Below are 14,213 nucleotides of genomic sequence, written 5' to 3' on the forward strand. Positions count from 1 at the left end.
GCGTTTCGATAAAACAAAGGAATTCAAAAGCTACTTCTAAAAATCAGGATATTTTTGCGTCAATATATGAAGTCCTATAATGCATAGGAGCTATTTGCTCTTCATTCTAACACGGCTATACTTCTGCGCCTCAGAAAGCCACTTGACCCGGCTTGGTTGGCGCGGGTTAGTGCCGGAGCCGACACACTGTTACGGCGTGGAAGCCGACTTGTGCAATCCACGGCAGCGTTGCTTGGAGAGAAACCCATGCGGATCCTCACTGTTCTTGCTGCAATAACAGTCGTGTTGCTGGTCGGCGGATACGCGGCGGGCCAGGAGCCGACGGACTTTCTGGAGTTGCAGGGCGAAAAGGTTCCGCTCTCGATCAACTCCAGTCGGGTCGGCATTCTTGCCCGCGAAGAGGCTACGTTCGAGAAGGTCAGGGATTTCGCGGCCGATCGCGGGTACAAAATCGCGGAGCAATTGCCGGGAGGACTGTACATCCTTGATATCGGCCGCAGGCAGCGGGCTGAACTGGTTCAGCTTCCACGCATCCTGAAGCGGGAGGGCGACGAGCTGATAGCCCAAGCCGGTGTTGTCGGGACGGCGCCTGGCATTGACACCCCGCTCATCGTCACCGACGAACTCCTCGTTCAGTTCAAGCCTGAGGTCTCGGGCGAGCGGATACGGGAGCTGATCGGCGAGAATTCGGTGTCGATCGTAGAGGCCAGTATTTATTCCGCGAACCAGTTTGTCTTACGGGTCGACGAAACCTCGAGGGCCGACGCTTTGCAGCTCAGCGCCCGGTTTCAATTGATGACCGATCTCGTTGAGTTTGCGCATCCCGACTTCATCACCGTCGTCGAGCCGCGCGAATTCGTGCCGAACGACCCGTTATTCGGGCAGCAATGGCATCATCGCAACACCGCGCAGGGCATGGGTACTGAGGATGCAGACATCGACACGTCGCTGGCGTGGGATATGGAGCAGGGCGGGGGCCGGTACAACGATTGCGATTATCGACTTCGGCTTCGAGATGACGCACCCGGACCTGCAGCCCAATTTGTGGGAGAACGCGAGCGAGATTGGCGGCACCACCGGAGCCGATGATGACGGCAACGGCTATATAGACGATGTTAACGGCTGGGATTTCGTCCAGAATGACAACGATCCCTCAGGGCCCGATAGCGCCGCCGGCAGTAGGCACGGCACGGCCGTCGCCGGTGTGGCGGCAGCAAGAGGCAACAACACGCTCGGCGTCACGGGCAGCTGCCCTCAATGCAGCATGATGCTGCTCCGCATTGGCGCGGCATCAGCGGTTTCGAAGGTCGCCGCGGCGATCCGCTATGCCGAGCGCAACGGTGCAGCAGTTATATCGAACAGTTGGGGTTATCCTGCGGCTCCGGCGCTCGAGAATGCTCTGAATAGCGCGGCAACGTCGGGCCACGGGGGGCTGGGCAGCGTCGTCTTCCTTGCCATGCACAACTCACACGTCGACGATTGCGGCTCCTCGCGCCTTCCGTCCCTGGACAGCGTGATCGCGGTGGGGCGTTCGACCAACCGGGACTTGTCCGACGATCTTGCCTCCTTCGGAACGTGCCTGGATCTCCTGGCTCCGACAGCCTGGCTGTCGACCATCTCTTCGGGCCGGGGAACGTTGTGGATCACCACAACCGACATGTTGGGATACGCAGGATACAACAGCAATGACATCCTTGCTCCCTGCCCGGAGCTAGTTCCGCCGCCCGCCGACGCGCTCGACTACACGCGCTGCTTCATCGGCACGTCGTCGTCAACACCTTTGACCGCCGGGGTGGCGGGCCTGGTCCTCGCCGCGAGCCCGGGTCTCACTCGGCTGGAGGTTCAGCGCCTGCTGCAGGACACGGCGGACAAGATCGAGGATTCAGTCGGCGCCTATTCTCCGGGCAACGGGTTTAGCGCCCCGTCATCTGGCGCACCTGGCCACGGCTGGGGGCGCCTCAACGCGTTCGAGGCCGTGCGCGCTGTTGGTTCTGGCGCTCAGGGCGGCCGCGCCGGCGTCGACCTCTTTCTGCGCGACAACCGCCTGGACTGGGGCAACACCGGGCAGCCTAGCAATACGCTGTTCGAAGCCCCGCGTGGCACGATCGGCCATTGGGAGAGCATGGACATAAAGGTGGACGCCCCGCCATACCAAACGGCGCCGAGCGCTGCGACATTCGAAAACTTTACCGATGAGACGCCCAGCGCCGTGAGTGGCGACGTCAACCGGGTCTATGTTCGCATGCGCAACCGCGGCCCTGAGGAGGCCGCGACGGCGACGGTCAAGGTGCACTGGGTGCAGTTCGGCACTGCGTTGCCGCCGCTGCCGGCCGACTTTTGGACGCAGTTTCCGGCCGACTCTACGGATACGTCGCAATGGCATCCGCTCAACTGTGCCGGCTCGAGCGCGACGACATGTACAGTCGCAAATCTCGACTACTCGGGCGCCTCGGTAGCGATGACAAGCGACGACGCAGCCCGGCTCGTGCAGTTCGACTTTCCGGCGCCTGCAGTCGACCCGGCTTTATCGAGCCACTTCTGTTTGCTCGCGATGGTGGATTCCCCACAAGACCCTATCTCGCAGGCTTCAAAGGCGAGCTTCTTCGTCGATGGGATAACGCCTAACGATAACAACGTTTCGCACCGCAATTATCTGAATCTGCCTATCATGCGCTCTTTAGTCGAGCGGCTCCTCGTCCGGAACCCGTTCGACAGGCCGATACGGACCGAACTTCGCGTGACGGCGCCGGCTGATTGGGAGGTATCGAGCGACCCCCTCAAGGTCGGAAAGCCGTTCGATCTCAAACCGTTAGAGCAGGTTCCTGTCACCGTGACGATCGGGAACGCATCCGGAAAAGGCGCCGTGACTCTGTCGCAGGCGGAGGTGGAAGGCAAGAAGACCACGCTCATCGGCGGATTGAGCCTGCGCTTCCTGCCGGAAGATTAGTTGTTCGTCCGCCATCAACGAAGTGGTCTACCACCGCGTGACAATACTGGCGGGCCGCAATCAATGCGCTTTTGGCGTTGCTCTTGACTGAACATCGAGTGCGCATTCCGTGCAACTATCGAGCAAGAGGGGATACCATGAAAGACCATAAGAAATTTTTCTTTGTTGACCGGTCGATCCCGGCGGCACTTGCCCTTGCCGTCGGAATCCTGCTGGCGCCCTGCCAATCGGCATTTGCCGCCGACTGCACAGTGAAGCAGCCGGAGCCTCCGATCGAAGCCGGTATCGAAACGCAATGGGGTGGCGTCACTGTGCCGGCTGACGACCGGCAAAAGATCAACGACCTGTTCAGCCGCTTTGCCTGGGCTCTTGATCAGCGTGACGCCGACAGGTTCGCGGCTTTGTTTACTGACACCGGAAGCTACGAGGTCTGCACCGGTGAAGGAAACGTTCGAATCTACATCGCTCCATCGAATGTAGAAATCAAAATGAAGATTCGAGAAGAGTTCGACCAGACAGAAGATGTATTCCAACCCCGACACGTTCTTGCCAATACTCTTCTGCGCAGCAGTCCCGACAAGGTCCAGGCCATACTCGACTCGAAGACCACGATGATGGTCACTGTTCAACGGAGCGACGGCGATCGAGTGCAGCCGGAGCCGGACTATACGGCCGACATAAGAGGTACCCTCGAAAAGGATGGTGCCGGGAACTGGAAGTTCACGAAGCTGACGGTCTACGCCGACACACCGGAATTCGAGCCCATGGGACGGTGAGTTGCGGCACTTGCGCACAAAACTGGTCGCCGGCTCGGCTGTCATCACAGCAATCGCCTTTACCAGCCTGGCAGGCAATTCCGGTGGACCGGTGTGGCCCACGCCGATCCCGGACGAGACCTTCGCCGATGCCGTGCTACGCTGGAACGAGGACATATTCTGGGAGCCGGCTTCCGAGAGCAGCGATGCCGTTACGCGGTTTGGCGACGAGGCTCGCGCCGTCTTCGGGCCGATTCCTGAAGCAGACTGCGGTAGCGCGGATGCGAGAACCTTTCCGCTCGAAGTCGACGGCAACATCGTCGATCTGGTTCCCAATCCGGACAGGCCCGGTGGCGCCCTGGAGTTTCAGCATCGCGACGTCTCCGGCAACGTGGTCAAATGGACCACGAGCATCCCGAAGTGCGACAAGCCTTCGCTGGCTGGCACCGTCGCCTATTGCGGCCTGAACTCGCGCTTGCGTCGTGTTGTTCGCGGCAATGTGGAGTGGCTGTTCTTCTGCCGCAAGTCGAACAGCAGCCGCGAAGTCGCGAATGATCCCTATTGGCAACGCTCCGATCCACGCTTTGCGCTCCTCGGCACGATCGGCTTTAACAAGAGCTCCGGCGAGATCGTGTTCTTTGACGGACGTAAGGATCAAGCCGAGTTCGACTGGTCGAAACCCCTTGTCCCGCCGGGCGGCCGCTCCTACGCCGACGCCACCGGGCGGGCCGCCGCGGCAACGCTGTACGACCCTACATTGCAGGTTCGATGCCATTCATGCCATGACAACAAAAGTCCTTACGTCGTCGATCCACACGCGGGACAGTCGAGGGTCGGGTATCTGCTGGGAGGCAATGATGCTCGGGCGGCTGCATTTGGTCTCGGCGACTATTTGCCCGAAAGACCTCGGCTCGAAGGCGCTCCGTTCCGCATCATCGGGTCCGGATACACCAGCAGGTACGACGGCGACATCGCGCGTGCCAGGACGGTGCGGGATCCGACCGGGAACTGCACGAACTGCCACACGCTTACGACCCAGCTGACAGGCAGGCGCCTGGCGGCGGATGCCGTCGCGCGCCAACCGTTTATATCCAATCCCGGCTGGGGGCAGACGCTCGTCCTTCAGGACGAGAAAAAGACACTCCGGCAGATTGACAGACACAGAACTGACTGGGCGCGCCGCGGCGGCGCTGGCAAGATCCACCCGTGGATGGTACCTGGGGGCGGCAATGACCTGTCCGCGATGAGCCCGGAAATAGGTACTTCGGACTGGAAAAAATTGAGCACCTGCTTATGGGGCGCCGGCGGCGCGGAGTGCGGCTATCGGCCTCTCTACACGCCCTGCCCCGCTCCGGAGACGGACGGCACCAGGCTCGTCGACGCAGCTGTCGAAGTCCTGCCGGTGCCGCCTGATGGGGCCGATGCCGGTCGCGCGCTTCGTGTCAGCTGGAAATATGTCAACGACTACGGCGGGGTTCCCGAACGCGATGACGTGCGATTCAATGTGGCGATCCGCCAACAGGCGATCGCGGCGTCCGGCGGCACTCCCGTAGCCGGCTATCCGAGCATGGAGGACGCCAAAGGAACGGGATTTACCCTCGTCAGGCAGGGGATCGCGATCTCCGTCACGGCAAGGCTCATCCAGAATGTTTCCTATGCGGGGCACACGCGGTGGACGGAGCCTGCTCCATCCAGATCGCCTCGGCTGTTCGAATTGTATCTGCCCGCGGTCTGCGGTCAGCGTTATCTCCTGCGAATTGCCCCCAAGCGGTTTTGCTTCGATCAGAGCAACATTGCCTATGGGCCGGCAGATCATCTGCTCTACACCGACGTGACCTGCGGGTGACCGGGGCCTCGACATTCATCCGCTCCTGTTGGGTTGACAGCCGCTAGGACCGGCCACATCGTTGCTGTGCCTACTGTCCGACTCTGTCCGCTCGATGAGAGCGACTACAGGCTGCGCACTGGGAGCTATATAATGGACGACGTTGCGAAATGGCTCGGCGGCTTGGGGCTTCAGCAGTTTGTAAGTACCTTCGCGCGCTTCCAGATAGACTTCGACTCTCTGCGGCTTCTCTCGGACCAGGACTTGCAGGAAATGCAAATCCCGCTCGGTCCGCGCAAGAAAATGCTGGCCGCCATCAAGTTGCTGGACGAGGAAGGCCCGCCTCAGGATGCTACGGAGCGGCGGCAGATAACTGTTCTGTTTTGTGACCTCGTAAACTCAACGGAGTACGCTGTTCGGCTAGAACCGGAAGATTTCAGGAAATTGACGGAGAGCTATCTTCAGCGATGTACCAACATAGTGAAAATCCGCGGTGGAATGATTGTAAATTACAGTGGCGACGCTCTCCTGGCATTGTTTGGATATCCGATCACAGAAGAGGATGACGCCGACCGTGCAATACAGGCGGCGTTGGACATCGTACAAATCGCGCCAAACATCGATGTCCCCGGTGGACCTGTCCAAGTGCGTGTCGGAGTTGCAAGCGGCCTTTCGGTAGTGGCCAAGCTTTTCGACGCACCGGAGGGCGGACCGCCTGTCCCTTTTGGCCACCTTCCGAGCCTGGCTCAAAGGTTGCAAGCTCTCGCTCTCCCTCAAACCGTCCTGACGGATCAGCATACTTACAATGCAACAGCCGGCGCGTTCGAATTCACAGACATGGGGCTGCATTCGCTGAAGGGATTGCCCGAACTCCGGGTCTGGCGTGTTGACCGTCCTCGAGTCCTCGAAAGCCGGTTTGCCAAGAAGACCAGATTGTTCAAGTTTGTCGGCCGAAGCGCGCAGCTGCGCAGGCTCGTCAGGCATTGGGACAAGGTAGTCGCGGAACGTCGCGGTCGGGTCGTTATTCTATCCGGAGAACCAGGCATCGGAAAATCCCGCCTCGCCTTCGAGGTCCAGCAGCGGATCCCGCGATGCACGCATTTGGCGCTTCAGTGCTCGGCGACTTTCTCCAACAGCGCCTTCTACCCATTTCTCAATCTTCTGAAACGCTACGCGGGAATCCGGGACGGGGATCCACCAGACGTCACGCGGCCCCGGCTCGAGGCTATTCTGGCAACGAGTGGCATTCCGAAAGAAGTATCGCTGCCGATATTCGCGAGGCTCTTGTCCATTCCGCAGTTGTTCACTCCCCAGCCAGATTCTCCACCTGTAGAGTTGAGCTCCCGACGCCAGCAGGCCATTTCGCGCCGGGTCCTGGTGGACTGGTTGCATCATGTCGCTCAACTCAATCCCGTTCTCACCACGTTCGAGGACGAGCAATGGATTGATCCGTCGTCCCGCGACGTCCTGGACGTGCTTATCAACGAGGCGCCCTCGCATCCGATGCTGATATTGGTGACCAGTCGCGGAAAGTCCGCGGGGACGGGCGCGAAAGCCAGGCATTTATTCGAAATTGAACTGACGCGCCTGAGCTGGCATGAGTCCCGGACGCTGGTTCATGACGTTGCAGCAGGCGCAAACCTTTCAGAGGAGGCCCGCGCACGCGTCCTCAACAAGGCCGAAGGCGTGCCGCTTTATGTCGAGGAACTTACGCGCGCGGCAATGGAGACGGGACTGCCTCTCGAGCATCGGGAGCAGGAGGCCCCAAAACCTGACATCCGCGTTCCCCGGGTCTTGCAACTATCCTTGCTGTCGCGCTTGGACAAGCTGGGGCCGGGCAAGGTGATTTCGCAGATGGCGGCGGTCATTGGCCGCGAGTTCGATCTCAAGCTGCTGGCCCATCTCTGCGGTCTTTCGACGCGGGCTCTCGGCTCCGCGATTGTGCGACTGACAGATGCGGGGCTCGTTGCACCTCAGCTCTCCGCAAGTCGATCCTCGTACGCATTCACGCACGCTCTGCTGCAGGAGGCGGCTCGTAGCACGCTGGTACGCGAGCGCCGCCAGGAGCTGCATCGACTGGTGGCGCAAGCCATCGAAAGCCTGGACCCAAAGAATGCGGCAGAACATCCTGAGCTGCTTGCCCAGCATTTCGCAGAGGCTGGTATGTTTGATCGGGCGGCCGACTGCTGGCTCTCTGCCGGCCGCAATGTGGCAAAGACCTGGGCCAAGGTCGAGGCAGCCAACATGTTCGCGATGGGTCTGGCTTGTCTCGAACGGCTGCCGGCTTCGCGGGCGCGCAGCGAAAAGGCCCTGCGCTTCGAACTTGAGCGGGGGGATGTTCTGTACGCTACATTCGGATATGTGACGCGCGAGGGTAGTACAGCGTATCGCAACGCCATGCGTCTCAGCCAAGAGCTTGGCGACTCGGAGGCGCTGATCAGCGCTCTAGACGGCCTGTTCGGCACCGCCTTCAACTCGGCTCGTTTCACCGATGCCGAATGGGCTAGCGACCAGCTGATCGAAATTGGCAGAAAAAGCGACAGCCTCAGAGCGCGCGTTCTCGGCCTGCAGTTCAAAGGCATGAGCATCTTTTGCGGCGGCAACTTCAGGGGCGCCCGCCGCTATCTTGAACGGTCGCTCGGCTATGAGTCGCAGGCCGAGTTGGTCGGCAGCGATTTCCCGAGCATGGCCTATCTGTATCTTTCCTGGACAATGCACCTTCTTGGCCACCCGAAGCAGGCATTCGAGCAGTACAGTAAGGCGGAAGTCGTGACGCGCAAGCAAGCCGCGGCCCGGGTTGAGCGATGGGAATATAGGCTGTCTGCTTGCCTGGGCAACGGTTGTATATTGTTAGCCCTGCAGAACAACACTGCCAGGCTGAAGCACGCGACTGAGGAGCTTGTGCCGCTGGCTCATGAGCATGGGCTCAAGCTTTGGGAAAATATGGGAAATTTCTTCAAAGGCTGGGCGGCGGGCAGTGCGAATCACGATCCCGCTGGATTGCAGAGCATGCAAACGGTTTGCGACGGGCTTGGAGAGCAAAAGATCGATAAGTCTTGCTACTTGGGGCTGCTTGCGAATGCCTACATTCAATCAGGTGATCTCAGAAAGGCCGCTGCAGCGATTGAACAAGGGCTGGAGCACGCCCAAAGCACGGGCGAATACTATTTCGTCGCAGAACTCACTCGGCTTCGCGGCGAGGTCCAGCTCCAGCTGAGAGACGACCCAGTAGATGCAGAGGCCTCTTTCCGTGAAGCGATGGATCTTGCGCGCGAGCAAGGTGCGAAAACCTGGGAAGTCAAGGCAACCCAAAGTCTGGCTTCCCTTTTGGATTCGCTTGGGCGCCAGCGTGAAATTGACAATGAGTTCGAACCGGTCCTCGCAAAGCTCAGGCGCAGGCCAAGAGGGCGACGCCCGGCCGCTTCCCGACTTCCATAAACTGCGAGGGCGATGTCACGTTGTCCAGGGCTTATTGGATGGAGACAAATCGTTGGCCATATGGCGTTGCATCTCGTTGCATGGTGACAAACAACTCATTGTCGAAGCGCGTTCAGGATTGGCGACCGAAAGCCGTGTCGTGCCGGTCCTTCGCGTTCATATATCCCACGAGGGCACTTGCAAGGCCAATCGATAAGCGAACTTGAACTGCGTCCTCCCATACCGCGACCTGATCGCTTCTTCGATGATCTATGATACGGTAGGTTCCGTTGTTTTCCCGCTCGATTTCGTATCTCATCGCTGCGCCTATCTTGAGCTTCAGCCGACATATAAAGCCGTATTCTAGCTGATTCGTCATTTGTCATACTATCTCAGTTAGCAAAGACTAATAAACTATACCTTTGGCTCACTCTCGGCTGCCTTAGTACGCCTTTTGGTTGACCTGAACGGTCCCCTAGCGCTGCACTGAACGGCAGTCGGATCAAAAGACACCGATTAGAAGGCACTCGAATGAACATTCTTGGCCTTCAATGCCCCCTTCATAGCCCCCTTCATAGCCCCCTTCATAGCCCCCTTCATAGCCCCCTAGCCTCCGCCCCTGCCTTCACAGGATACAGCATCTAGTGTGAAACGCTGATTTCATTGTGGAATTAGACGCGTTGTGACAAAAGAAGGTGACAATGGGTCGACCGACGCGGCGCATGAGGCAGATCGAAGGGGGTACCGGGGGGTCACCGCGTGTGCTGCATATCCGATGGGTCGCTCAGAAATTTGCAACAAATATTCCGAGGTCTGCGTTTTAGGTTTACCTAAAGTAACCTACGGTGACCAATGCCCTACAGGCGGTACGGTTTAGAGGAGAACCCTGACGGCACGTGGCGTGTCATAGACTACCGCGAAGGAAGGGCTGCGGAAGCGAACGGAGCGGTTCTCGATCGGTTACCTCACGATACCGCTAGCAACCTTGAATTTATCCTTAACGCCCAAGAGAAGGGGACGAAGAAGGGGAAGAGGAGAGCCAGATCTGCGCCACAGCACCCAAAGGCACACCTTATGGCAACCGAGCGATATAGCCGTCACAAGAACCTGAACGTCTACTGGACGGTAGTCGATGCGATAACCGGACAGCCGGTCGTTATCGATGGGATCGTCATGGACATGCTGTCCGAAGAGGAGGCCGACGAGTTGGTCGAGCGGCTGAACCGTAATGAGAATGAAGAGGGACCCCTTAAGCGGCCCTGAGGTTGTCCCTGAATGGCAGCTATGCGTCCACCGGGGTAACGGATCGATGAACCCTCACTTATATTTCCATCGAACGAAACAATAAGGAGAGGAACAATGAGATTTCCGATCAACCCGAGGTACCACGCTAAGAAGCTTCAGAGCGGCCACTGGTCTGTCTATGACATGCACACCGGGGACACCGCCAATGTCAACGGGATCGTCCTTCGCAAGCTGGACAAGGAGATGGCCATCGATCTGGCCAATACGCTGAACCCTATGGTCCCCTCAAGGTGATCCCTAAGGAGGTAGGCTCTGCCTCTGACCTGGGTCTCCGCCGACAGAGCAGCGACTTCTCTAAGGCATGAAGTCCAGCCACCCAGTACGCACGCAGCGACCGACCGCTTCACTGCACCGTTTCTCGCGTAGAAGCCCAACGCAAATAGCTGGCGTAGGGATGTGGATTAAATCTGTTCAAGACAGCCCGGAGTTTGCTGGCATCTACCCCTAATGATCTAATTGTCGCCAACAAGGCCAGCGTCTCGATTGCGGCAGTGGCAGTCACGAAACCCCGGAAATCAGTCTCGTGGGTGTCGCTATCTCCGTGGGCCGCTTTGTCTCTGATTTTTTTCGCTTTCTTACAGTCAACGGCAAATGTCTCGGGCAGGAAGTTATCTCCGTAGAGTTCTATGACGTCTCGTATGCATCGCTCAAATCGATCATTGAGGGTAAGCGACTAAGCTCGTTCAGCACTTGCTTCAGTCTTAGTGTCGTCACGCCGAGTGCTTCAAAGCTGGCCAAGCCGGTGCAGTCCTTGGCGAAGCTCTTGATTTTTTTCTCATCGACAACGTTGTCGACTACATAATCTGGAATTGCCTCAAACCATGCCATGGCACGCAAAATATTACTCCGATTGACCTCCTCACCGCCGTTAGCGAATTGAGAAGCTAACCAATAGGCAACGGCCCATTGCTCCCGTCTCATTGGCCATTTCTCAACGGAGTTGACGGTCAACGAGCGATCGGCCTCATCTCCTGTCTTGCGCCGAGGGCCAGCGCCCGGAGTAACGCCATATCGGTGCTAGCGATCCCGTAGGCGTCGCCGCAATCGTCCTTCGGGATTTCGCCGCAATACTCTCGGCAATGACCTCACGGGCCACCACCTCGGCATCGTCTGGGTCCCCTTGGCCTCGCCAATCAGGAGCGAGCCCCAGTTCAGCGATGTGTTCATTCGCCCACTTGAAGCGCTCAAGCGGCGTCCTCGGGGCAACTGCGTGTTGCGGGTTCTCAGCCGCTCGCAGCACCATTGCCAGTCGTCGCTCGGCGTCTTTATGGGCTTGGGGCCATCGTCGAATAACCTCAGCCTCTGTCCTGCCGAGCGGGATTACTATCTCACGTTTCCCAAACGCCTTTTGGAGCGCGGTCGGAACCTTGCGCCTGTATCGGAAGTGGTTCTTTCGAGATTGTACGTAAGGGAGATCGATCATCATACTCGGTGTTCCTCTCGGTGGACCTCGTAGGGTACCTCGCGGAACGCTTAATACATTGCAATCGTTGAGAAATAAGGCTTCCCGAATGGGAAATGGTGCCCAGAGCCGGAATCGAACCAGCGACACGCGGATTTTCAATCCGCTGCTCTACCAACTGAGCTATCTGGGCATCCGTGCTTCGCAGGCCATTCTTCGCTGAAGGAAGAGCGGGGCCTTGGTTCACCCCGGAAACGAGCGGGGTTATAGCATCTTGTCCGGCCATGGCAAGCATCAAATGACAGTTTTTCGGCGGCTGGGGATATTTTGCGGATTTGCGAGCAAATTGAAGGGGTTCGCTGTGGATTTTCCCGCTACTCTTCGTCGTCGTAGTCCGCCTTCTTCTCGTCCTCGGTGACCGGAATGGCATAGGCGCCCGTCAGCCAGCGGGAGAGATCAGCCTCGCGGCAGCGGTTGGAGCAGAAGGGGTAATGGTCGCGGTGCGAGGGCTTGCCGCATTCCGGGCAGGGGCGCGCCTTGCGCAGCGGTGCAACCTTGGCGGCTGGTTTGTTCTCTTCCGGCATAACTGTCTCCTCTGGGCTCAGCCCTCGGGCCACCGGCTATGCACGTCGAAGCCTTCGCCGGTCAGCAACAGGATGGTTTCATAAAGCGGCAGGCCGACGACATTGGTGTAAGAGCCCACCATTTTCTGCACGAAGCTGCCGGCCAGGCCCTGGATGCCATAGGCACCCGCCTTGCCGCGCCACTGCCCGGAGGCAAGATAGTTCTCGATCTCGAAAGCGGAAAGGCGTTTGAAGCGCACCTTCGTCTCGGCAACCTTCTGGCGAACCTTACGGTCGGGCGTTACCAGGCAGACGCCGGTATAGACCCAATGGCTGCGGCCGGAGAGCAGGTGTAGCGAGGCAGAGGCCTCGTCGGCGAACTCGGCCTTGCCAAGAATGCGGCGGCCGACGGCAACCACGGTGTCGGCGGCAAGAATATAGCTGCCCTTCCAGGCCATGTCGCCCTTGATCGCGGCAAGGGCGGCTTCCGCCTTTTCCGTCGACAGGCGCCGGGCGAGCGAGCGCGGATGCTCGGATTTCCTCGGCGTCTCGTCAATATCCATCGGCAGCAGGCGCGAGGGCTCGATGCCTGCCTGGTTGAGCAGGTCGACACGGCGCGGCGAGCCGGAAGCCAGAATGAGCTTGTATGTGAGCGCCATGGACCCTCGACCGGAAACGGAAGCCCTTCAGGCTTCCGGGCCAAGCCTATTTGAAACGATAGGTGATGCGGCCCTTCGTGAGATCGTAAGGCGTCATTTCCACAAGAACCTTGTCGCCGGCGAGCACCCGGATGCGGTTCTTGCGCATGCGGCCTGCCGTGTGGGCGATGATTTCGTGCTCGTTTTCGAGCTTCACGCGAAAGGTCGCGTTCGGCAGAAGTTCGGTCACAATACCCGGGAATTCGAGGACTTCTTCTTTAGGCATATAAAGGTTTTCTTCCTGTCGGTTGAGATGGCGGCATTGGCCGCCTCAAAATTTGCGCGGAAACTACACAATCAGGGGTCATTTGTGAACCTCGTTGATCGGGCTTTCTTCCTTTTGTTTCACGCCGATTGCGCGGCGATGCCATTTCTCCTGACGAGCCGGGTTTCGATGAGCTGTTCAAGGTGGTCGCGCACCTCACGGTAGGCATCCAGAATCTGCTCGCGGGTCCCGGTTGCGACCGTCGGATCCATCGTCGGCCAGTAGACCACATCGACGGCGCTTGCCCGCGTCAGCTCTAGTGCGGCGTGATGGGCTGGCGGCGAGAGCGTGATGATGAGATCGAAGTAATCGTCCTCGAGTTCGTCAAGCGTCTGCGGCTGGCGACGCCCAAGCGAAAGGCCGATTTCCTCGAGCACGACGTCGACGAAGGGATCGCGCTCGCCGGCGCGAACGCCTGCGGAGCGTATATAGGTATTCCTGGGCAGGATGCTACGGGCGATCGCTTCGGCGATCGGCGAGCGGATGGCGTTCAACCCGCACATGAAGAGAATCGCGCCGGGCGCCTTTCCTACTGCCGTGGTGGGAGCCGGCGCCATCGCGATCATCCGCGCCAATAAAGCACGCAGACCAGCGTGAAGATGCGGCGTGCCGTGTCGAAATCGACCTCGATCTTGCCGGCAAGCCGGTCTTTCAGCGTCTGCGAGCCCTCGTTGTGGATGCCGCGCCGTCCCATGTCGATCGCCTCGATGCGGCTAGGCGAGGCGGAGCGGATCGCCTCGTAATAGCTCTCGCAGATCATGAAATAGTCCTTCACGATCCGGCGGAAGGGCGTCAGCGACAGGATATGGGTCGCAACATCCCGTCCGTCTTCCGTGGTGATCGCAAAGACGAGCTTGGAGTCGACCAGTGAAATCTTCAGCCGGTAGGGTCCGCCGCTATGGCCAACCGGCTCGAAGCTGTTTTCCTCGATGAGATCGAAGATCGCAACGGCCCGCTCATGCTCTACATCGGGCGTCGAACGGCCGATCGTATCGTCAAGGACGATATCAGAAAGCCGGAAGTCGCCCTTCGCCAT

The 14,213-nt window shown here is 59.1% G+C and carries 13 protein-coding genes and 1 tRNA gene; 7 read left to right on the forward strand and 7 right to left on the reverse strand.

Going from position 1 to position 14,213, the window contains the following annotated elements; genetic code table 11:
• Positions 1–246: 246 nt before the first annotated feature.
• From ACZ9BX_RS12495 to ACZ9BX_RS12525, 7 genes are all read left to right on the forward strand, one after another.
• Entirely contained in the window at positions 247–1,089 is an 843-nt protein-coding gene (locus ACZ9BX_RS12495) for a hypothetical protein (protein ID WP_476218240.1), read from the forward strand.
• A complete protein-coding gene (locus ACZ9BX_RS12500; RefSeq protein WP_476218242.1) occupies positions 1,016–2,947 on the forward strand; it encodes a S8 family serine peptidase in 1,932 nt (643 codons plus the stop codon). The genes ACZ9BX_RS12495 and ACZ9BX_RS12500 overlap by 74 nt, the downstream gene beginning before the upstream one ends.
• 137 nt (positions 2,948–3,084) lie before the next feature.
• Positions 3,085–3,723 (forward strand): nuclear transport factor 2 family protein, encoded by a 639-nt coding sequence (locus ACZ9BX_RS12505; protein WP_476218244.1) that lies wholly within the window; start codon positions 3,085–3,087, stop codon positions 3,721–3,723.
• Between the two features lie 10 nt (positions 3,724–3,733).
• Positions 3,734–5,548 (forward strand): hypothetical protein, encoded by a 1,815-nt coding sequence (locus ACZ9BX_RS12510; protein ID WP_476218246.1) that lies wholly within the window; start codon positions 3,734–3,736, stop codon positions 5,546–5,548.
• 132 nt (positions 5,549–5,680) lie between these two features.
• Positions 5,681–8,965, forward strand: coding sequence for an AAA family ATPase (locus ACZ9BX_RS12515; RefSeq protein WP_476218248.1), 3,285 nt, complete (start codon positions 5,681–5,683; stop codon positions 8,963–8,965).
• A 1,053-nt stretch (positions 8,966–10,018) separates the two neighbouring features.
• Complete coding sequence (locus ACZ9BX_RS12520; RefSeq protein WP_476218250.1) at positions 10,019–10,207, forward strand: hypothetical protein; 189 nt, start codon at positions 10,019–10,021, stop codon at positions 10,205–10,207.
• Positions 10,208–10,303: 96 nt separating this feature from the next.
• On the forward strand, positions 10,304–10,483 hold the full coding sequence (locus tag ACZ9BX_RS12525) for a hypothetical protein (protein WP_476218252.1): 180 nt from the start codon (positions 10,304–10,306) through the stop codon (positions 10,481–10,483).
• Between the two features lie 390 nt (positions 10,484–10,873).
• Here the strand turns inward: ACZ9BX_RS12525 and ACZ9BX_RS12530 are convergent, their stop codons facing one another.
• From ACZ9BX_RS12530 to ACZ9BX_RS12560, 7 genes are all read right to left on the reverse strand, one after another.
• A complete protein-coding gene (locus tag ACZ9BX_RS12530) occupies positions 10,874–11,170 on the reverse strand; it encodes a hypothetical protein (RefSeq protein ID WP_476218254.1) in 297 nt (98 codons plus the stop codon).
• Between the two features lie 598 nt (positions 11,171–11,768).
• A tRNA-Phe gene (locus tag ACZ9BX_RS12535) sits at positions 11,769–11,844 on the reverse strand.
• Positions 11,845–12,025: 181 nt separating this feature from the next.
• The gene (gene yacG / locus ACZ9BX_RS12540; protein WP_476218256.1) at positions 12,026–12,235 is read right to left on the reverse strand and encodes a DNA gyrase inhibitor YacG; all 210 of its coding nucleotides are present in this window, start codon (positions 12,233–12,235) and stop codon (positions 12,026–12,028) included.
• A 17-nt stretch (positions 12,236–12,252) separates the two neighbouring features.
• Positions 12,253–12,873, reverse strand: a complete 621-nt coding sequence (locus tag ACZ9BX_RS12545; protein ID WP_027509829.1) for a Maf-like protein — start codon at positions 12,871–12,873, stop codon at positions 12,253–12,255.
• A 46-nt stretch (positions 12,874–12,919) separates the two neighbouring features.
• Entirely contained in the window at positions 12,920–13,138 is a 219-nt protein-coding gene (gene infA, locus ACZ9BX_RS12550; RefSeq protein WP_003545338.1) for a translation initiation factor IF-1, read from the reverse strand.
• 119 nt (positions 13,139–13,257) lie between these two features.
• The gene (locus ACZ9BX_RS12555; protein ID WP_027509828.1) at positions 13,258–13,734 is read right to left on the reverse strand and encodes an arsenate-mycothiol transferase ArsC; all 477 of its coding nucleotides are present in this window, start codon (positions 13,732–13,734) and stop codon (positions 13,258–13,260) included.
• Positions 13,735–13,739: 5 nt separating this feature from the next.
• Positions 13,740–14,213: a UPF0262 family protein gene (locus ACZ9BX_RS12560; protein WP_027509827.1), complete on the reverse strand. Its 474-nt coding sequence runs from the start codon at positions 14,211–14,213 to the stop codon at positions 13,740–13,742.

The sequence above is a fragment of the Rhizobium sp. USDA 3886 genome (assembly GCF_056279785.1).